Source organism: Kitasatospora sp. NPDC050463, assembly GCF_040655255.1.
Classification (GTDB): domain Bacteria; phylum Actinomycetota; class Actinomycetes; order Streptomycetales; family Streptomycetaceae; genus Kitasatospora.
In genome coordinates this window covers 98715-118322 of the sequence record NZ_JBFAJO010000023.1, presented here as the reverse complement: position 1 = coordinate 118322, position 19608 = coordinate 98715, and the positions used below count along the sequence as shown (strand labels likewise).

The following is a 19608-nucleotide window of genomic DNA, read 5'->3' as shown; positions in this document are numbered from 1 at the left end:
CCGACGATCTCCTGGCTGGTCGCGCCGTACCTGTTCTCCGAACACCCCAGTGCCGGCCCGGCCTACGGCGCGCACTGGGTCGACCAGGCGCTGCGATCGCTGATGTCCAACCCCGCCGTGTGGCAGCACACCGTCTTCCTCGTCATGTACGACGAGAACGACGGCTACTTCGACCACATGGTGCCGCCCACGCCCGAGGCCGGCACTCCGGAGGAGTTCACCCAGGGCCGCGCGATCGGTCTGGGCAACCGGGTGCCGCTGTGGGTCGCCTCGCCGTGGTCACGCGGCGGCTGGGTCAACTCCCAGGTCTTCGACCACACGTCCGTCCTGCGGTTCATGGAGCGGGTCACCGGGGTCGCCGAGCCCAACATCTCCGCCTGGCGCCGGGCGGTCTGCGGTGACCTCACCAGCTGCTTCGACTTCACCGCCCCCGACTACTCGATCCCGCAACTGCCCGACACCATCGCCCTGATGGCCGCATCCGACGCGGCCGCCAAACTCCCCGGCGTCGCCCTGCCCGCCACCGGCACCCAGTCCATGCCCCTCCAGGAACCCGGCGAACGCCCCCACCGCCACCTGCCCTACCAGCCCTGGGCCGACATCACCGTCGACCGCACCACCGGCCTGATCACCTGCACCCTGAGCAACGACGGCACGGTCGCCTTCCCCTACACCGTCTACCCCAACATCGTGTACGCCTTCGCCGGGACGCCCTTCACCGTGGCCCCCGGCGCCACCCGCGGCTACACCTGGGACGCCGCCGCCACCGACGGCCGCTACGACTTCACCGTCCACGGCCCCGACGGCTTCGTCCGCCGCTTCGCCGGCACCGTCGTCCGCGCCGACCAGGACGACGTCGCCGTGCCCGTGGTCACCGCCACCCCGGGCGCCACCGCACTCACCGTCCGCCTGGCCAACGCCGGCATGACCGCGATCACCTTCACCCTCACCCCCAACGACTTCGCGGGCACCGTCCAGACCGTCCGGGTCGCCCCGGGGGCCGGCACCACGATCTCCTACCCCCTCGACCGCTCCCGCTACGACGTCGTCGTCACCGCCCCCACCGGCACCCGCTTCACCCAGCGCTACGCGGGCACCCTGCACTGAGCCCGCGCACAGCGGGAGTGGGACGTCGGCCCGCCCGACGTCCCACTCCCGCGCCGGGTGGGAGGCTGCCCTCCCCGGAGGTCCCGCGGATCAGGCCGGCGTGCCGTGACGCTCGGGCTCACGCTCCGACGTGGACTTGGACTCGGGCTCACGCTCGGACTCGGGCTCCCGCTCGGCGCGGATGCTCGACCAGACGGCGCCGAGCAGCAGGGCGCCCGGAGCGATCCCCGCGACCACCGCGATGACGGCGGCGGAGGCGCCGCAGGCGGCCAGGACGAGGCCCGCCGCGCCGCAGACGGACATCGCCGCGGCCAGCCGGTGGATCGCCGGCATCCGCCAGACGACCGCGAGGCCGAAGAAGTGCAGACCGACGACCAGGGTGATCCAGGCGCCCGGGGCCTGCGGCGTGTGCAGCAGGTCGTTGATGACGACGATGCCCGCCAGACCGGCCACCACCTCGGCGGCCACCACGAGGCGGTAGCCCCGACCGAAGGTCCTGGGCGCGGAACCGTCGCCGCCCGTGCGGGACACGCGGACCCGGCGCAGGGCGGTGAACAGTCCCATGAACGTGGCGATGGCGAGCACGCGCAGGGGGATGCCGACGGCCGGGGGCAGGGCCCCGGCATTCACCAGGACGAAGACGAGTCCGAATATGGCGCCGATGAGCCGGCCCTTTTGGTTCGATGTCACGGCGCAGCGTCTCACCGTTGTGGATCACCTCGCAAAATTCGGCTCCGCCCTCCCACCCCTGACTGCGGCTCAGCCGGCGAGCGGGCGGGGCCCGGTGGCCCCCGGCGGGCGGGGCGCTCCTATCCTGCGGACATGACCGAACGGATAGAACTGGTGATATTCGACTGCGACGGCGTACTGGTCGACAGCGAACGCATCGCGGCCCGCGTCCAGGTCGCCCTGGGCGCGGAGTTCGGCTGGACGCTGACCGAGGCGGAGGTGATCGAGCGCTTCATCGGACGCTCCGAGGCGTCGATCCACGAGCAGGTCTCCGCCCGGCTCGGCGAGCAGACGGCGGCACGCTGGTCGGAGGAGTTCGTGCGGCGGCACGCCGAGGAGGTGGACGCCGGGCTGGCCCCGGTCGACGGGCTCCCCGAGGCGCTGGCCGCCCTCACCCTGCCGACCTGCGTCGCCTCCAGCGGCTCGCACGAGAAGATGCGCCACACCCTCGGCCGTACCGGCCTCTACGAGCACTTCGCGGGCCGGATCTACAGCGCCACCGAGGTGGACCGCGGCAAGCCCGCCCCGGACCTCTTCCTGCACGCCGCCCGCCGGTCGGGCGTGGACCCGGCCGTCTGTGCCGTGGTCGAGGACAGTCGCCCGGGTGTCGAGGCCGCCCGCGCGGCCGGCATGCGCGCCTTCGGGTACGCCGGCGGTCTCACCTCCGCCGAGCGCCTGGCCGGTCCCGGCACCGTCGTCTTCCACGACATGCGCGAACTGCCCGCGCTCCTCGGCGCCCGCTGAGCCCGGCCGGGGCCCTGGCCGGCGCCCGCTGACGGCCGGCGCCCGGGCCCCGCTGGGCGGACACGAACTCCGCTCGCGGGCAGGCGCGCCCGCCCCGGCGACCACCGCTTCGCCGGGCGTCTCCACCCGGTGAGGCGCGAGCACGGCGGGGCCGCGGTCGCCGACGGCGCCCCGCCGCGGCCGAACGTTCAGGACGGATGTCGGAAACCCTGTAACGCGCGCCAGGTCCCGGCGCGTGCATACGGGTGACATCAGATCGAGAAGGGACCTATCGGTGGGGGACACACCCGCGGACTTCCTGGAGTTCGCCCATGCCCGCAGCGACCAGCTCTTCCGCACGGCGTGCCTGCTCACCGGCGACCGTCACCTGGCCGAGGACCTCGTCCAGGAGACCCTCGCCAAGATGTACCGGTCCTGGCGCAGGATCGACCGCACCCAGGCGCCGGTCGCGTACGCCCACACCGTGCTGGTCCGCACCTTCACCTCGTACCGGCGCCGGCGCAGCGCGCACGAGCGCCCGGTCGACCGCCTGCCGGAGGGCGCGGCGGCCGGCACCGGCGACCCGGACCTGCGGCTGACCCTGCTGGACGGCCTCGCCCGGCTCGCGCCGAAGGACCGGGCCGTGCTGGTGCTGCGGTACTGGGAGGACCGCCCGGTCGAGGAGACCGCGCAGATGCTGAAGATCGGCGCGGGCACCGTCCGCACCCGCAGCCTGCGGGCCCTGCAGAAGCTCAGGGCCGTCCTCGGCGACGACCTGCTCGCCGACCTCGAACGCATCTGATCGGGCCGGAGCCCCGGCATCCCCGCCCCTCGAAAGGAGAGCACCGTGAGCCCCGATCAGCAGTCCGGCCGGAGTCTGCACGACGCGATGCAGCACACCTCCGACGCGTTCGGCCCGCACCGCACCGACCTCGTCCTCCGCGCGACCGCCCGTGGCCGCCGTCTGCGCCTCGTCCGCCGGGCCCAGATCGGCGCGGTCGCCGCCGCCGTCGCCGGCGCCGCCGTACTGGGGGCCACGCAGCTCCCGCTCCTGGCGGCACCGGCCCCGCCGACGGCCGTCACCCCGGCCCCGACGGTCGGCCCGACGCCGACGGGTACGTCCACCCCGACCAGGCTCCCGTCCGCGAGCCCGCCCGCCGGCGGCCCGCGCTCGGGCCCGGTGTCGGCCCAGCTCGCCGCGTTCCTGCCCCCGGGCACGACGACGCGGATCGCCAGCAGGGGTTCCTTCGTCGACGGCCGGATCATCGTGACGTCCGACGGGAGCGGCTCGCCCCAGGGGTTCGTGGCCTACGACGACGGGAAGGGCCGCGCCGCCGTCAGCGTGAGCGTCCTGGACACCGACCTGCACGACCTCACCTGCGCACAGCCGACGAAGCCCCTCTTCTGCGACGTCCTCGCGGATGGCACGGTCGTGAAGGCCAACAAGAGCACGCTGGCGGGTGGACAGCTGTCCTGGAACGTGAGCGCGATGCGTCCGAACGGCCGGCGCGTCGAGGTGAGCGAGTTCAACACCGACGTCGTGCCGTACGACAACCCGACCGCCACCGTCACGCGCGCCGAACCCCCGTTGACCATCGACCAGTTGCAGGCCATCGCGCTCAGCCCGCACTGGGACCGCTGAGCGGCGGGACGGCCGGGCCCGGAGAGGAGGTCGGCCGTCCGACCTCCCTCCGAGCCCGCCACCGCGGCAACGGCCCGGCCGGTGTCCGCTCAGCCCTGCGCGAGCAGGCCGGGCAGTTCGGCGATCGACGTCAGGACGTGCGTCGCCCCGTCCGCCCGCAGGCGCGCCTCGTCGTGGGCGCCGGTCAGCACGCCGGCCACCACCGAGGCACCCGCCCGGGTACCGGTCAGCATGTCGTAGCCGGTGTCCCCGGCGACGGCGATCTGCCGGACCGACTCCGTCCCGGTGCGCAGCAGGGCGGCGAGCGCCAGGTCCGGGTACGGGCGGCCGCGGCCGGCCTCGGCCGGGCAGAGGGTGAGGTCGGCGATCGACTCCCACCCGAGCGCGGCCAGGATGCGGTCCTGGGTGGCCCGGGAGAAGCCGGTGGTGAGGACCACCTTCCGGCCCTGGCCCCGGAGTTCGGCGATCGCCTCGGCCGCGCCCGGCAGTGCGGCGCAGTGGCCCGCGTCGACGAGGTCGTGGTACGCGGCCTCGAAGGCGGCGTTGGCGGTCTGCGCCTTCTCCTCCGCGCCGAACAGGTGGCGGAAGACGGAGATCTTGGACTCACCCATGGTGGCCCGGACGTGCTCCAGCATGCGCGCGTGCTCGGTGCTGCCGGCCTCGACGCCGAGCGAGCCGGCGGCGGCCTGGAAGGCCCGTTCGACCAGGCCGTCGTCGGCCACCGTGGTGCCGGCCATGTCGAGCACGACGAGACGGATATCAATCGACATGTCAACTACCCCTAGAGATTGGTGAGTTCGGCGGTGGTTTCGGCGATGGCCGGAGAGCAGGTCATCCCGCGGCCGCCGGGGCCGGTGACCAGCCAGACGGCGTCCCGGACCCGCTCCCGGTGGACGACCCGGGTGGTGTCCACGCACTGCGCGTACACCCCGGCCCAGCGGCGGCGCACCCGGGGCAGCGGTCGGCCGAGCAGTTCCCCGGCCACCCCGACCAGGTGGTCGTACGGGTCCTCGACGACGTCGAAGCCGAACGGCTGGTCGTACTCGTGGGTGTCGCCGATGGTGAGGCCGCCGTCCTTGCGCTGGACCATCAGCAGCTGCATCTTGTGCTCGGCGGCCACCGGCGGCTGCGGCTGCGCGGCCTTCAGCCGGTCCAGCGCGCCGCCGGCGAAGGCGGGGTAGTAGCGGAAGCTGTCGCCGTCGGCGACCGAGGTGGTGAGCTCCTCGCCGAGCGGGTCGGTCTGCATCATCTGCAGCCGCACCCTGCGGACCGGCAGCTCGGGCGCCAGCTCGCGCACCAGGCCGCCCAGCCAGGCGCCGGTGCAGAGGATGACCAGGTCACCGGTGTGGACGTCGCCGTGGTCGTCACGGACGGCGTTCTCGCCGATCACCTCGCGGACCTCGCGCCCGGGGAGGAAGGTGTACCGGCCGCCGGCGAGCAGCGCGGCGCGCAGCGCGGGCTGGGCGGTGCGCGGCTCGACGGCGGCGTCCCGCTCGCACCACAGCGCGCCGAGCAGCTTGCCGCGCAGTGCCGGGTTGGCGGCCCGCGTCTCGGCCGCGTCGAGCAGCCGGTAGCCTCGCGCGGCCGCGTCGGGCAGGGTCAGCGCCTGCTCGGCGACGGCGAGCTCGGCCTCGGTGCGGATCGCGGTGAGCGAGCCGTTGGCCCGGAAGCCGAGGTCGGGGACCTTCGCGCCGATCCGCTCCCACAGTTCGCGGGCCCGGAGCGCGGTGTCCAGCTCCTCGCCCGCGGCCCGGCCACTGACCCAGACGAGACCGAAGTTGCGCACGGAGGCGCCGCGCGCCTCCGCCTCGCGCTCCAGGTGGACGACCTCGTGACCGCGTTCCACGGCCTGCCAGGCGTGCATGGTGCCGAGCACGCCTGCTCCTACGACGATGACTCTCATGCGGCCAGGCTGGTGCGGCGAGGTGGCCGAGGGGAGTCCGAACAGCGGCGCACAGGTGAACCGACCGAAAAGTTGTACAGCCAACCTGGTCCGCCCGGCCCACCCGAGCCGGCCGGGGCGCCGAAGACCGGTGGCGGCACGAAGACGGTGGTGACACGGAGACGGCGGCGCCGCTGCCCGGGCCTGATCGGCGAGGTGACGGCCGTGCCGGGTCGCGCGCTCACGACCGAGCCGGGCGGGGGCCCGTCCGAAGGGCCCCACGCCCGGCTCACATGCTCTCCCTACCACTGCCACTGCCACCCCGGCCGGCCGAGCCGCGCAAGGTCCGGGCAGATCACGGAACTCAGCGCCGCTGCGCCTCCAGCGACGGCCGGCCACCGGCCGCCGGCGCGACGGCTCCCGCGCCCAGCAGCGGCCGCAGCGCACCGTCGCGCGCCCGGTCCACGAGCGGTGCGGCCCGTCCGGCGGCCAGCGCGAGCGGGACCGCCACCAGGACACCGACCAGCGCGCCGACCAGCACGTCGTGCGGGTAGTGCACGCCGACCCAGACCCGGGAGGCGCCCATCAGCACGGCGGCCACCACGGCGACCGCGCCCAGTCGCCGGTCGGCGAACCAGAGCGCCGTCGCGGCGGCGAAGGCGATCACCGTGTGGTTGCTCGGAAAGGACCAGTCGCCGGCGCCCGGGCAGGCCTCCAGCGTGCCGCGCATCCCCAGCTGGACGCACGGCCGGACCTCCTCCACCACGCTCTTGAACCCGGAGTTGACGGCGTAGGCGACGATCACGACCAGCGGCGAGGCCAGCACTCGGGCCATCGCGGTCGAGCCCGCACCGCGCGCCCGCCACCAGGCCCAGAGCATGAGGACGGCGAACAGGCCGAGCCCCAGCGCGGACCAGACCTTGATCACCTGGTCGAGCCAGTGCGGCGCGGCGTCCGCCCACCCGACCACCCGGGCGTAGAGGCCGCCGTCGATACCGCTGCCGTCGTAGACGGCCAGCGCGCGGGAGGGCGTCACCGGGCGTCACCACCGTGACGCCGGGCCCTCCGGGCTCGGAACAATTCAAGAACAATCGGAATCACGGAGACAAGTACTACCAGACCGATGATGGGAAGCAGGTACCGGTCGATATCAGGTACCGACGAGCCGAGCGCGTATCCGGCCATCACCACCCCCACGGTCCAGACCACGCCGCCCACCACCTGCCAGAGGGTGAAGGTGCGGACCGGCACCTCCAGCACGCCGCAGAGTGGGTTGAGCACCGTCCGGACCACCGGGATGAACCGCCCGAGCACGATCGCCTTGCCGTACCCGTACCTGGCGAGCAGTTCCTCGGCCCGCTGGACACCGTGCCGCAGGCTCTTGCTCTCGGACCGCTGCAACAGCGCGCGACCGCCGCGCCGGCCGATCAGGAAACCTACCTGGGCACCGATCAGCGCACCGGCCAGGGCGGCCGGCAGCACCTGGTAGAGCTCCAGCTGCGGCCCCTCGGTCGCGCCGGGGACGCAGAGCAGGCCGGCGGTGAACAGCAGCGAGTCGCCGGGCAGGAAGAACCCGACGAGCAGCCCGGTCTCGGCGAAGAGCACCACGGCGACGCCGAGCGCTCCGAAGGCCGCGAGCAGCGACGAGGCGTCCAGCAGGTTCACGGCGACCGCGTGAACGGCGGGGGCGGCGTGAACGGTGGCGACCGCGTGAACGGCGGGGGCGGCGGACGACTGGAGCAAGGCTGGCGGACCTCCCGTACGTCGGGGGGCGACTTCTGCACAGCACGCCCTCGACCGCCTGCGGTGACGTAGACGGTCTACACGACTGTAGACGGGCGTGGGCACGGACCCGAGGAGCACTCGGACCGGGCGCCCCGCGATCCCCGCCCCGGGCCCAGCGGCGCCCGGCCGAAACCGCGCACCGGTGACCAGCATGCGGACATGCGCCCCCCGTGCGCCTCCATGCGCCGAGTGCGCACCCAGGGCGCCCGGCGGTCCAGCCCTTCGCGCGCCCTCGCGCACCCCCTCCACGCCGTCCACGCCCTCCACGCCGTCCACCGCCGCGCCCACACCCTGCCGCGCCCCGCCGGACCGCCTGCCGCGACCACCGCCCGCCCTGGGCGTCGCCCGGGCCGACGGCCCGGGCGACGCCCGGCCGATTCCCGGCGTCAGGACACCCATAGCTTGTTGGCATGTCCACTCTGATACTGCTCATCGGCCCCAGTTGGCAGACCCCATCCCCAGGACCGGGCAGCCCCCGTACTCTTTCGTCAGCGCGTCGGCCCCGACGCGCCCTCGATCGGCGGCGAGGAGCAAACCGAGTGCGGCAGACCGGACGGCAGACCCGACGGCCCGAGCGCCGAACTCCGACCGCGGCGGAGCTGGCCAGGATCCACGACCGCGCCCTGACCGAACCGGTCACCCGCGGCCCGACCAGGGAGGCCGACCCGACCGACCCCGAGCAGCCGGCGTCCGGGCCCCGCCCCGAGATCGGCGACTCCTGGGCCCGCCTGCGCCGCCTCGGCCTGGACCCGGACACCGGCGCCGCCACCGTCCACCTCGGCCCCGCCGAGATCGAGCACCGCCGCCGCGCCAGCGGCCTGGACGTCCTGCTGCCGGTGCTGCGCGACACCCTGCTGGAGCCGGCCGACCACGTCCCGCTGATCCTCGCCATCGCCGACGCCGATGGCCACATCCTCTGGCAGGAGGGCGAGCGCGCCCTGCGCCGCAGCGCCGACCGGATCGGCTTCCTCACCGGCGCCCGCTGGGTCGAGGAGAGCGTCGGCACCAACGGCATCGCCGCCGCCCTGCGCGCCCAGCGACCGATGCAGGTCCACTCCGCCGAGCACTACCTGCGCAGCCACCACTCCTGGACCTGCGTCGCCGCGCCCGTGCACGACCCGGGCACCGGCCGGCTGGTCGGCGCCATCAACCTCAGCGGCCCGGCCGGCAACGTCCGGCCGTACCTGCTGCAACTGACCGCCACCGCCGCCCGGCTCGCCGAGGCCGAGCTGCGGGCCCGCCGCCTGGAGTCGCTGCACCACCTGCGCACCCTGGCCGCCCCGCTGCTGGCCCGGGTGAACGGCCCGGCCCTGGTGGTCGACGCCGCCGGCTGGATCGCCTGCGCGGCCGGCCTGCCGCCGCCCGCCCGGCTGCGGCTGCCCGCCGAGGGCTGGAGCTCGGCCGCCGTGCACTGGCTGCCCAGCCTCGGCGAGTGCGTCATCGAGCCGCTCGCCGACGGTTGGCTGGTCCGGCCGGTCCGACCGCCGGACGGCGAGCGGGCCGGGGAGGGCGCCACCGCGGTGACCGCCGAGCAGGCCGAGGGGGCCCGGCTCCGGCTCGACCTGCGCCGTCCGGAGCGCCCCGAGCTGTCGGTGCGCGGCGCCGCCGGCAGTTGGTCGCACGCGCTCAGCCCGCGCCACGCCGAACTGCTGCTGCTGCTCGCCACCGAGCGATCCGGGCACAGCGCGGCGCAGCTCGCCGACGCGCTCTTCGGCGACCCGGCGCGGACGGTGACCGTGCGGGCCGAACTGTCCCGGCTGCGCCGCTACCTGGGGGGTCTGCTGGCCCACCGGCCGTACCGGTTCGCCGAGTCGGTGCTGGTCACCGTCGACGGTCCGGACGACCCGTACGACCTGCTGCCGGTCTCCTCCGCGCCGGCCGTGCGCCGGCTGCGGGCGGGCCTGGCCAGCGGCGCCGTCCGGCTGCCGGGCGACTCCCCGCTGCCGGGGCCGCGCACCCCGGGCGACGACGTCACCGCGGCACCCTCGCGTCAGCCGCCGGTCAGCAAGGCGGACAGGTGGGCGTCGGTCGGGCCGTAGGCGTGCTCGGCCTCCTCGGAGACCAGCGCGTACGTCCGGTCCAGCCACGCCTGCACCCTGGGCTTGGAGACCTCCAGCAGTGCACTGCCGTGGGGGGATTCGAGCGCCAGGTGCAACGTCGAGCCGTGGCACGGACAGTAGGCCGGCCACAGCTTGACGTCGCCCTGGCCGCTCAGCGAGCGCAGGCCGTCGCGCAGCAGATCACGCGAGAACACCCAATCGGCCTCGTCCGGCCGGCCCAGATGGAACGTCAGCAGCACCTCGTACGGACGCTCGGCGTCGAACCGGAACCGCGTCCGCACCTCACCGACCACTTCCTCGCCCAGTGAGATCCGCAGCGTCAGCACCTCCTCCACCGCCGCCGGAGCGGCGGTGGAGCCTGCCTCTTCGCCGCCCGTGGGGGTGGCGGCGAGAGGGGCACTGGAGGGTGCTGACAGCGGGTCGGACGGCATGACGGGCTCTCCGGGACGGCGTGGGATGCCCCCACCCTGCGGCACCACCGGCCGGACCGGCAAGGGTTGCAAGGAGGTTGCAATAATCCCCGTGCCCACCGGTGGGTCCTTACCCGTCTTATCAGACGGACCGTCAACTTCCGTTCAGGGAAAGGCCGTCCACGGAGTTGATCGATCCCGCCCGAGGGCTGGCCAGGGCCTGGGCGCCCACTGGTACGCTCGTCCCCCTGCCGGCGCGGGCCCGCGCGCGTCCACCGGCGGACCCGCACGAGCGGCCCCGGACGAACCCGGGCGATTCGGCGGCAGTCCGCCCGTGACGGCGGTTCGGGCCCGTCAGCGGCGCATGGGAGAATGCGCGAATTCGGCGGCGACTTCGGGGAGGGAAGGTCGGGTGGCTCTGCGCGAGAGGATCGGGCAGGACGCGCAGCACGAGCGGCACGGCCGGCACGGCCGTCCCAAGCCGTTCGGCGGCCGGCTCCGGCTGCCGACCCTGCGGTTCTCCGGCGCCGCGATGGCGATGTCCACCGTGGTCGGCATCAGCATCGCCACCACCTGGCTGCTCCACGAGCAGCAGGGCGTCGGACGCCGGGCCGGGGTGGCCCGGGTCGGGTCGAGCCCGCCGCCCACCCCGGGCACCGAACGGGCCGACGCCGCCTCCGCCCCCGACGCCCCGCACGCCCCGACGGCGCCACTGCCCTCCGGGCGCCCCTCGGGCGCGGCCTCCCCCGGCCCCCACGCCTCGTACCCGCCGGCCTCCGCCCTCCCGGCACCCCGCTCACCCTCCACGGGCACGACCGTGCCGCTCGCCGAGGGCCGGACCGGCAGCCGGGGGCCGTCCGACGGCCCGTCGACGCACGCCGTCGGCCCCGCCCAGCAGCAGGACGGGCCGGCGACCACCGCCGCGCGGCCTTCCGCGGACCGACCGCCCTACCCGCAGCCCGAGGCCCTGGAGTCCGCGGCCCAGCCGCTCCCGACCCAGTCGACCTCGCCGCAACGGCCGTTCGCCCCCGCACCGACCCCGGTCGCGCCGGGGGTCAGGCCGCCCGGGGAGTTCGGGGAGCTCGCCGACGGCTGGACCGGCGTGGCGCCCGAGGCCCCGACGGTCCCGAAGGAGCAGGGCGGCGAGGCCGACCCGGAGCCGCACGGGACGGTCGACCTCGCGCTCACCGGGGCGGCCCTGGTCCAGCAGCTCGGCCACGACGGCACCCGCCACGTGCTCGCCCTGACCGTCGCCGAGCCGCTCACCGCGCTCCAGGCCGAACTCCGCCTCACCCCCGACGAACCGGCCCCCGGCGAACCGGCCCCCGGCATCGCGGGCGCATCCGGGACCGCCGGGACCGCCTGGACCGCCTGGACCGACCTCGCCGGCGCCGTGGTCACCACCCACCACGAACGCGGCACCCTGGTCTACCGCTTCACCACCCCGGCCGGTGTCGACGTGGCGCCCGGCCGCTACACCTTCGGCGTCCGCAGCGCCCTCCCGGCCACCGCGCCCACCACCGGCGCACCCACGCCGGGCCGGCCCACGCCCGCACTCGCTGCACCGACGTCCGCCGCACCGACGTCCGCTGGGTCCGCTGGGCCCAGCCCCGGGGAGGCGGCTCCCGGCGGACCCCGCAAGGCCGCCCCGGTCGAGAGCTGGAGCGCCTCCGCGTTCGGCATCCAACGCCCACGGGCCGTCGCCGCGCTGGGCACCTTCGCGGCTCCGCCGAGCTGACCGGCCGTCCGACAACCCGACAGGTCACCGCCTTGATCGGGCTCGTCTCGACAACCCCGTTCGTTACTGTGGGTACCACTCGGCACGGCGCCCCGACTCGGGTCCGCACGCCGTGCCACCGCATCCGAGGAGGAGTTCGTGTCCACGGTCCTGACCCAAGGCGGCAACGCCCCGCTGACCGCCGCGCGGGTGACCGTCGAGGTCACCGCACCCAAGGCGCTGGACGTCTCCGGCCTGCTCCTGACCGATGCCGGAAAGGTCCGCTCGGACGCCGACTTCGTGTTCTTCAACGCCCCGCACGGCCCCGGCGTCACCCACCGCCCGGCCTCCGGCGGCACCCCGGACGCGATCACCATCGACACCTCCGCCGTCCCGGCCGGCATCACCAAGATCGTCGTCACGGCGAGCCCCGACGAGGCCGGCGCCACCTTCGCGGGCATCGAGCCGACCGCGACCGTCCGGGACGCCGACTCCGGCCAGGTCCTGGTCACCTTCACCCCGCCCCAACTGGGCCGCGAGACCGCGCTGATCGTGGTCGAGGTCTACCAGCGGGGCGGTGCGTGGAAGGTCCGGGCGGTCGGCCAGGGCTACGCCGACGGCCTGGCCGGCATCGCCACCGACTTCGGCGTCAGTGTGGAGGACGAGCCCGCCCCGGCGGCCGCCACCGCGGCCCCGGTCACCGCTCCGGCCGCACCGCCGGTCACCGCACCGCCGGTCGCCGCACCGGTCGCCCCGCCGCTGCCGCAGAGCACTCCCCCGATGCCGCCGGCCCCGCCCGCAGCGCCCGCCGCCGCGCCGAGCCTGACCAAGGTCACCCTGGACAAGGGCCGGGTGAGCCTCACCAAGGGCGGCTCGGTCTCGCTGGAGAAGAACGGCAAGCCCTTCCTCTCCTCCGTCCGGATGGGCCTCGGCTGGGAGCCCGCCGGCCGCGGCCGCAACATCGACCTGGACGCCTCCTGCATCGCCTTCGACGCCAAGCGCGAGAAGCTGGACACCGCCTGGTTCATGAAGCTGGGGATCTTCAACGGCGCCGTCGTCCACTCCGGCGACAACCTCACCGGCGAGGGCGGCGGTGACGACGAGTCGATCACCGTCCACCTCGACGGCCTGCCGCCCGAGGTCTGCGGCCTGGTCTTCGTGGTCAACTCCTTCTCCGGCCAGAAGTTCACCGAGGTCAAGAACGCCTACTGCCGCCTGCTGGACGCGGGCTCCAACCAGGAGCTGGTCCGGTTCGACCTCACCCAGTCCGAGTCGCACACCGGTGTGGTGATGTGCAAGCTGGTCCGCCAGTACTCCGGCGAGTGGGTGATGACGGCGATCGGCGAGTACGTGGACGCCAAGACCGCCCGCGCCATGGTCAAGCCCGCCGCCTCGATGCTCTGACCCCCTCGGGTGCCCGGGCCCACCGCCCGGGCACCCGAAAACCGCTGGCCGGCGCGGCCGCTCGCTGCCATCCTGTCCGGATGCTGATCAGAGAAGCCACCCCCGAGGACTGGCCGTCCGTCTGGCCGTTCTTCCACGCCATCGCCGCCGCGGGCGAGACGTTCACCTACCCGCTCGACCTGACCTTCGAGCAGGGCCGTGAGTGGTGGCTCCTCTCCGCCCCGAACCGCACCGTGGTGGCGGTCGACGAGGGCGGCACGGTCCTCGGCAGCGCCAAGATGAACCGCAATCACCTGGGCAACGGCTCGCACATCGCGAGCGCCAGCTACATGGTCGACCCGGCGCACTCCGGCCGGGGCGTCGGGCGCGCGCTCACCGAGTACACCCTGGACTGGGCACGCGCGGCGGGCTACCGCGCCATGCAGTTCAACGCCGTGGTGGCCTCCAACGAGCGCGCGGTGAAGCTGTACCGGTCGCTCGGCTTCGAGATCCTGGGCACCCTCCCCGAGGGCTTCCGCCACCCCGTCCACGGCTACGTCGGCCTGCACATCATGCACCGCGCGCTCTGATCCCGGGCGCGTCCACCACTCCTCTACTCCTCGATCGCACCGCCGACCCGCCGCAGGTGCCGCCGGAAGCTGTACGACGGGTCGTCGGCCCGGCGTGCCAGGTAGTCGTCGAACGCGGTCTGCCGGCGCAGCGTGTCGCCCGAGCGGATCCGCTCCGCCTGCGCGCGTTCGGTCCGCGCGATCCCGACGGCCGTCTCCAGCACCTCGTCCACCCGCGCGGCCGGCACGAACAGCAGGCCGTCGGCGTCCCCGAACACCACGTCCTCGGCGCTCACCAGGTGCGCCCCGAATCGGGCGGTGACCAGCGCCTCCGGCTCCCGCGCGTCGAGCCGCACCGGACCGAGCGGCAACGCGCCGTAGCTGAACAGCGGCAGCCCGATCTCCACCAGCTCCGACGTGTCCCGGTGCAGGCCCCACACCGCCAACCCGGCCACCCCGGCGGACCGTGCCTCCAGCACCGCGAGGTCCCCGACGCAGGCCTCGTCGACCCGCCCGCCGTTGTCGACGACCAGCACGTCCCCGGGCTCGGCCGCACCGTAGGCCTCCAGGAAGACGTCCACGCTCCCGTAGTGCCGCACCGGCAGCACCCGCCCCGCGACCCGGTGCCCCGCCACCACCGGCCCGACCCCGGCCGGCGCCGCCCGCAGCTCCACCCCCAGCCGCACGCACGCATCCGCCACCAACGGCGTCGACAACTCCGCGAAGGCCTTCAGCACCACAGCCACCTGCCCAACTCGACCTGATCCGACCACAGTTCACCAGCACCGCGATCCTAGGCCGACCGACACGCTCACACCGTCGAGTGAAACAGGACCGTGCACTGCCCACCTCGCCGCTCGCGCTGCCCGTGCCCTTCGATTTCGAGCTCGACACCAAGCCCTTCCGGTAGACCCGCCCACGACGAACGGCCCGCACCCCCCTTCCACAAGGGGTGCGGGCCGTTCGCGACACAGGGTGGACCAGCGGGCCTCAGCCCCGCGTCGCCATGGCGCGCAGGAAGAAGGTCAGGTTGGCCGGGCGCTCGGCCAGACGGCGCATGAAGTAGCCGTACCACTCCTCGCCGTAGGGCAGGTACACCCGCATGGTGTTGCCCTCGCCGGCCAGGCGCAGCTGCTCCTCGGGGCGGATGCCGAACAGCATCTGGTACTCGAAGGAGTCGCGCTTGCGGCCGTTCCACTGGGCGAGCTGGCCGGCGATCTTGATCATGTTGGGGTCGTGCGAGGCGATCATCGGGTAGCCCTCGCCGGCCATCAGGATCTTCAGCGCGCGGACATAGGCGAGGTCCACCTCGTGCTTGCCCTGGTAGGCGACCGACTCGGGCTCCTTGTAGGCGCCCTTGCAGAGGCGCACGCGGGAGCCGGGGCCGGCGAACTCGCGGCAGTCGGCCTCGGTGCGGCGCAGGTAGGCCTGGAGCACGACACCCAGCCACGGGAAGTCGGCCCGCAGCTCCCGCGCGATGGCGAGGGTGGAGTCGGTGGTGGTGTGGTCCTCCATGTCGAGGGTCACCGTGGTGCCCGCGTCGGCGGCGGCCTCGCAGATCCGGCGGGCGTTCTCCAGCGCGATCTTCTCGCCGTCCACCGGCAGGAACTGGCCGACGGCCGACAGCTTCACCGAGACCTCGGCGCCGGCCGCCAGGCCGGTGTCCTTGAGCGCGGCGAGCAGGTGCTCGTACGCCTCGGCGGTCCCGGCGGCCTGGGCGGCGTCCTTGGTGTCCTCACCGAGGTGGTCCAGGGTGACCTTGCGGCCGGTGGCGACCAGGTCGTCGCAGGCGGTGACGGCGTCGTCGAGGGCCTCGCCGGCGACGAACCGCTCGACTATCGCGTGGGTCGGCGGGAACTTCTCGACGACGGTGCGGACCTGCGGGGAGCGGGAGGCCGCGAGAAGGGCGGAACGGAGCATCGTGACTCCTGGAGCTGGTGCTTCTAAGGGTGGCAGAAGGTGGGACCGGGGCGGCGGTGCGGGTCGCCGCCGCCCCGGCGGGGACGCCCGGCTGCGGGGCCGGGCGTCCGGGGCGGGTACTCAGCCCATGTGCGGGTAGCGGTAGTCCGTCGGCGGGACGAAGGTCTCCTTGACCGAACGGGTCGAGCTCCAGCGCGCCAGGTTCTGCTTGGCGCCGGCCTTGTCGTTGGTCCCGGACGCCCGGCCGCCGCCGAAGGGCTGCTGGCCGACGACCGCGCCGGTCGGCTTGTCGTTGATGTAGAAGTTGCCGGCCGCGAACCGCAGCTTGTGCATCGCGTCCTGGGCGGCCGCACGGTCCTGGGAGATGATCGAACCGGTCAGGCCGTAGGGCGACACCGACTCCATCTGGGCCAGCATCTCCTCGTACTTCTCGTCCTCGTAGACGTACACGGCGAGGATCGGGCCGAAGTACTCGTCCTTGAAGTACTCGCTCGCCGGGTCCTGGCAGACCAGCACGGTCGGGCGGACGAAGTAGCCGACCGAGTCGTCGTACGTGCCGCCGGCCAGCACCTCGACCGACGGGTCCGCCTGGGCCCGGTCGATCGCGGCCTTGTTCTTGGCGAAGGAGCGCTCGTCGATGACGGCCGACATGAAGTTCGACAGGTCGCTGACGTCGCCCATGGTGAGGCCGTCGACCTCGTCGCGGAAGGCGTCCTTGAGGCCGGCCCAGATCGAGGCCGGGACGTACGCCCGGGAGAGCGCCGAACACTTCTGGCCCTGGAACTCGAAGGCGCCGCGGGTCATCGCGGTCTTCAGCACGGCCGGGTCGGCGGACGGGTGGGCGACCAGGAAGTCCTTGCCGCCGGTCTCGCCGACGATCCGCGGGTAGGTGCGGTAGCCGGAGATGTTGTTGCCGACCTCGCGCCACAGGTGCTGGAAGGTCGCGGTGGAGCCGGTGAAGTGGATGCCCGCCAGCGCCGGGTGCTTCAGCGCGACGGCGGAGACGTCCAGGCCGTCGCCGGTCACCATGTTGATGACGCCCTTGGGCAGCCCGGCCTCCTCCAGCAGCTGCATCAGCAGGTGCGCGGAGAACTGCTGGGTGGGGGACGGCTTCCACAGCACCACGTTGCCCATCAGCGCCGGCGCGGTCGGCAGGTTGCCGGCGATGGCGGTGAAGTTGAACGGGGTGATCGCGTAGACGAAGCCCTCCAGCGGGCGGTGGTCGCTGCGGTTCCAGACACCGTCCGAGGAGATCGGCTGCTCGGCCAGGATCTGGCGGGCGAAGTGCACGTTGAAGCGCAGGAAGTCGACCAGCTCGCACGGGGTGTCGATCTCGGCCTGCTGGGCGGTCTTGGACTGGCCGAGCATGGTGGCGGCGGCCAGCGTCTCGCGCCAGGGGCCGGCCAGCAGGTCGGCGGCCCGGAGGAAGATCGCGGCGCGCGAGTCGAAGGAGAGCGCCTGCCAGGCCGGGGCAGCGGCCAGGGCAGCGTCGATGGCGTCCTGCGCGTCGGCCTGGGTGGCGTTGCGCAGCGTTCCGAGCCTCGCCGCGTGGTTGTGCGGCTGGACGACGTGGATCTCGGTGCCGCCGCCGAGGCGGCGCTCACCGTTGATCGTCATGGTCAGCTGGACCGGCTCCTGGCCGCCCAGCTCCTTCAGCTTGGCCTCCAGGCGAGCCCGTTCCGGGCTGCCGGGGGCGTAGCTGTGGACCGGCTCGTTCACCGGCGCGGGGACCTGGGTCACAGCATCCATGAGCGCACGCTCTCCTTCGGTTCATGCGGGGATGCCGACGCGGGTCGCACGTCGGCCACAGGACGAACGCTATTCCTGCACCGGGCCCCACTTGATTGGCCGGGCGGCTAAAGTCCCCCGTACGGCGTTGTCCGTGCCGACGAAGGTGTCACGGGGCGGTCACGGTGGCCGCCGCGCGAGCGGCGGTGCCGCGGATCGCTCCGCCGGCCCCGGTCCGGGCGCTCACGGCCCCGAGCCCTGTCCGCCCGGCTAAAATCGGCGGTACGCCGTTGTCCGTTCGCATGAAGGAGCCTCCGGTGTCACAGCCCGCCGGCCTCCCGCTCCGTCAACTGCTGATGTCCCTCGGCGAACCGCTGGTCGAGCTCCAGGCCGCCCCCCAGGGCCTGGACGTGCCCGTGCGCGATGTCGTGATCCTCGACCCGGAGGACCCTCCCACCGCCGCTCCCGGCGAACTCGTGCTCGCCATCGGCGCCCGGGGCCGGGCCGCACTGCCCGCGCTGCGCGCGGCCGGCCGGGCCGGCGCCGCCGCCGTCGCGGTCAAGCTGGACGGCCCCGGCCAGGCCGACGCGCTGCGGGAGGCGGCCACCGAGGCGGGCGTCGCCCTGCTCTCGGTCCGCCGGGAGACCCGTTGGGAGCACCTGGACTCGCTCGCCCGCGCGATCATCGCCGGGCCGGACACCCCGGACGTCGCGGGCGCCCCCGAGCACAACGCGGGCGACCTCTTCTCGCTCGCCCAGACCGTCGCCGTGCTCACCCACGGCATCGTCTCGATCGAGGACACCTCCAGCCGGGTGCTGGCCTACTCCCGGTCCTCCGACTCCGACGAGGTGGACGACCTGCGCCGGCTGTCCATCCTCGGCTGGCAGGGCCCCGAGCCCTACCTCTCGAAGCTCCGCGAGTGGGGCATCTTCCAGCACCTGCGCAGCTCGGACACACCGATCGCGGTCGATCCGCACCCGGAGCTCGGCCTGCGCCGGCGCCTGGCGATCGGCATCCGGACGGGGGCGCAGCCGCTCGGGACGATCTGGGTGCAGGAGGGCGCCCAGCCGCTGGCACCGCTCGCCGAGCAGGCGCTGGTCGGCGCGGCCCGGGTGGCGGCGGCGCAGCTGGTCCGGCGGCGGCGGGAGCTGTCGGCGGACGTCCGACTGACCCGCACCCTGCTGACCGGCCTGCTGGAGGGGTCGACCGGCCCGCAGTCGCTCGCCACCCACCTGGGGCTGGACCTGCGCCGCCCGGCCACCGTGCTGGCCTACGGCGCACCCACCACCGAGGCGCTCACCCGTGCCGAGGTGACCGGCCTGATCTCGGTGCACACCGCCGCCCGTCACCGCAGCGCGCTGCTCGCCCCGATCGAGTCCCGGGTCTACGTCCTGCTGCCCGAACTGCCGGCCGGCCTGCCGATGACGACGGTCCGCGACTGGGCGCGGGAGGTGGTGGAGGCGGCCCGGGACCACCTCGGCGTCCCGCTGCGGGCGGCGATCGGCTCGACCGTGGACGGCCTGGCCCAGGTGCCCGACTCCCGGGCGCAGGCGGACCGGATCCTGGACGCCATGGGCCGCGGCGGGGTGGACCTGGAGGTCGCGGCACTGATCGACGTCCAGGCGGAGGTCCTGGTCAGCGAGATGCTGGCGCTGCTGCAGGAGCGTTCGGGCCTGCGCGACCCGCGGCTGACCGCGCTGGCCGCGTACGACCGCCGGCACGGCACCCGGCTCGCGGAGTCGGTGCTGGCCTGGCTGGACGCGCTCGGCGAGGTCCGGGTCGCGGCGGACGCCCTGCACATCCACCCCAACACCCTGCGCTACCGGGTGCGCCGGGCCGAACAGCTCACCGGCGTCGACCTCGCGCAGCCGCAGCAACGGCTGCTGGCCATGCTCCAGCTGCGGCTGCCGCGGGAGTGAGCCGCGGGCCGGCGACGGAACGCCGGGAGGGGCC

Annotated in this window: 18 protein-coding genes; 9 read left to right on the top strand and 9 right to left on the bottom strand. The window is 74.2% G+C overall.

Annotated features, from left to right (window positions below):
- Positions 1-1107, top strand: a 1107-nt coding sequence (locus AB0J08_RS17285) for an alkaline phosphatase family protein (protein ID WP_360633925.1), incomplete at its 5' end; no start/stop codon positions are given.
- Between the two features lie 90 nt (positions 1108-1197).
- Here the strand turns inward: AB0J08_RS17285 and AB0J08_RS17280 are convergent.
- The gene (locus AB0J08_RS17280; protein ID WP_360633922.1) at positions 1198-1797 is read right to left on the bottom strand and encodes a hypothetical protein; all 600 of its coding nucleotides are present in this window, start codon (positions 1795-1797) and stop codon (positions 1198-1200) included.
- A 132-nt stretch (positions 1798-1929) separates the two neighbouring features.
- Here AB0J08_RS17280 and AB0J08_RS17275 point away from each other — a divergent pair, with 132 nt between their 5' ends.
- From AB0J08_RS17275 to AB0J08_RS17265, 3 genes are all read left to right on the top strand, one after another.
- On the top strand, positions 1930-2580 hold the full coding sequence (locus AB0J08_RS17275) for an HAD family hydrolase (RefSeq protein ID WP_360633919.1): 651 nt from the start codon (positions 1930-1932) through the stop codon (positions 2578-2580).
- A 274-nt stretch (positions 2581-2854) separates the two neighbouring features.
- Positions 2855-3361, top strand: a complete 507-nt coding sequence (locus AB0J08_RS17270; RefSeq protein WP_360633916.1) for a SigE family RNA polymerase sigma factor — start codon at positions 2855-2857, stop codon at positions 3359-3361.
- A 45-nt stretch (positions 3362-3406) separates the two neighbouring features.
- Positions 3407-4201 carry a hypothetical protein gene (locus AB0J08_RS17265; RefSeq protein ID WP_360633913.1) on the top strand — a complete coding sequence of 265 codons (795 nt, stop codon included), beginning with the start codon at positions 3407-3409 and terminating at the stop codon, positions 4199-4201.
- Positions 4202-4290: 89 nt separating this feature from the next.
- Here the strand turns inward: AB0J08_RS17265 and AB0J08_RS17260 are convergent, their stop codons facing one another.
- From AB0J08_RS17260 to AB0J08_RS17245, 4 genes are all read right to left on the bottom strand, one after another.
- Positions 4291-4971, bottom strand: a complete 681-nt coding sequence (locus AB0J08_RS17260) for a phosphonatase-like hydrolase (RefSeq protein ID WP_360633910.1) — start codon at positions 4969-4971, stop codon at positions 4291-4293.
- Positions 4972-4982: 11 nt separating this feature from the next.
- On the bottom strand, positions 4983-6104 hold the full coding sequence (locus AB0J08_RS17255; protein ID WP_360633907.1) for a TIGR03364 family FAD-dependent oxidoreductase: 1122 nt from the start codon (positions 6102-6104) through the stop codon (positions 4983-4985).
- A gap of 343 nt (positions 6105-6447) precedes the next feature.
- Positions 6448-7119: a phosphatase PAP2 family protein gene (locus AB0J08_RS17250; RefSeq protein WP_360633904.1), complete on the bottom strand. Its 672-nt coding sequence runs from the start codon at positions 7117-7119 to the stop codon at positions 6448-6450.
- Positions 7116-7748 carry a DedA family protein gene (locus AB0J08_RS17245; protein WP_360633964.1) on the bottom strand — a complete coding sequence of 211 codons (633 nt, stop codon included), beginning with the start codon at positions 7746-7748 and terminating at the stop codon, positions 7116-7118. Before AB0J08_RS17245 ends, AB0J08_RS17250 begins: the two co-directional genes overlap by 4 nt.
- A gap of 659 nt (positions 7749-8407) precedes the next feature.
- Between AB0J08_RS17245 and AB0J08_RS17240 the strand changes: the two genes are divergently transcribed.
- The gene (locus AB0J08_RS17240; protein WP_360633901.1) at positions 8408-9907 is read left to right on the top strand and encodes a GAF domain-containing protein; all 1500 of its coding nucleotides are present in this window, start codon (positions 8408-8410) and stop codon (positions 9905-9907) included.
- Here the strand turns inward: AB0J08_RS17240 and AB0J08_RS17235 are convergent.
- Complete coding sequence (locus tag AB0J08_RS17235) at positions 9859-10359, bottom strand: SsgA family sporulation/cell division regulator (protein WP_360633898.1); 501 nt, start codon at positions 10357-10359, stop codon at positions 9859-9861. The two genes, AB0J08_RS17240 and AB0J08_RS17235, sit on opposite strands and share 49 nt — an antisense overlap.
- Positions 10360-10750: 391 nt before the next feature.
- Between AB0J08_RS17235 and AB0J08_RS17230 the strand changes: the two genes are divergently transcribed.
- The 3 genes from AB0J08_RS17230 to AB0J08_RS17220 all read left to right on the top strand — a co-directional run bounded on the left by AB0J08_RS17230 (position 10751) and on the right by AB0J08_RS17220 (position 14028).
- Positions 10751-12076 (top strand): hypothetical protein, encoded by a 1326-nt coding sequence (locus tag AB0J08_RS17230; RefSeq protein WP_360633895.1) that lies wholly within the window; start codon positions 10751-10753, stop codon positions 12074-12076.
- A gap of 150 nt (positions 12077-12226) precedes the next feature.
- Entirely contained in the window at positions 12227-13459 is a 1233-nt protein-coding gene (locus AB0J08_RS17225; RefSeq protein ID WP_360633961.1) for a TerD family protein, read from the top strand.
- 80 nt (positions 13460-13539) lie between these two features.
- The gene (locus AB0J08_RS17220) at positions 13540-14028 is read left to right on the top strand and encodes a GNAT family N-acetyltransferase (protein WP_360633892.1); all 489 of its coding nucleotides are present in this window, start codon (positions 13540-13542) and stop codon (positions 14026-14028) included.
- Positions 14029-14051: 23 nt separating this feature from the next.
- Here the strand turns inward: AB0J08_RS17220 and AB0J08_RS17215 are convergent, their stop codons facing one another.
- The 3 genes from AB0J08_RS17215 to pruA form a co-directional block, all read right to left on the bottom strand.
- Positions 14052-14744, bottom strand: a complete 693-nt coding sequence (locus AB0J08_RS17215) for an RraA family protein (RefSeq protein WP_360633958.1) — start codon at positions 14742-14744, stop codon at positions 14052-14054.
- Positions 14745-14997: 253 nt separating this feature from the next.
- The gene (locus tag AB0J08_RS17210) at positions 14998-15927 is read right to left on the bottom strand and encodes a proline dehydrogenase family protein (RefSeq protein WP_360633888.1); all 930 of its coding nucleotides are present in this window, start codon (positions 15925-15927) and stop codon (positions 14998-15000) included.
- A 120-nt stretch (positions 15928-16047) separates the two neighbouring features.
- Positions 16048-17676 (bottom strand): L-glutamate gamma-semialdehyde dehydrogenase, encoded by a 1629-nt coding sequence (gene pruA, locus AB0J08_RS17205; protein WP_360633885.1) that lies wholly within the window; start codon positions 17674-17676, stop codon positions 16048-16050.
- Between the two features lie 296 nt (positions 17677-17972).
- On the opposite strand from pruA, the gene AB0J08_RS17200 reads away from it, so the two are divergent.
- The gene (locus tag AB0J08_RS17200) at positions 17973-19574 is read left to right on the top strand and encodes a helix-turn-helix domain-containing protein (RefSeq protein WP_360633882.1); all 1602 of its coding nucleotides are present in this window, start codon (positions 17973-17975) and stop codon (positions 19572-19574) included.
- Positions 19575-19608: the final 34 nt, after the last annotated feature.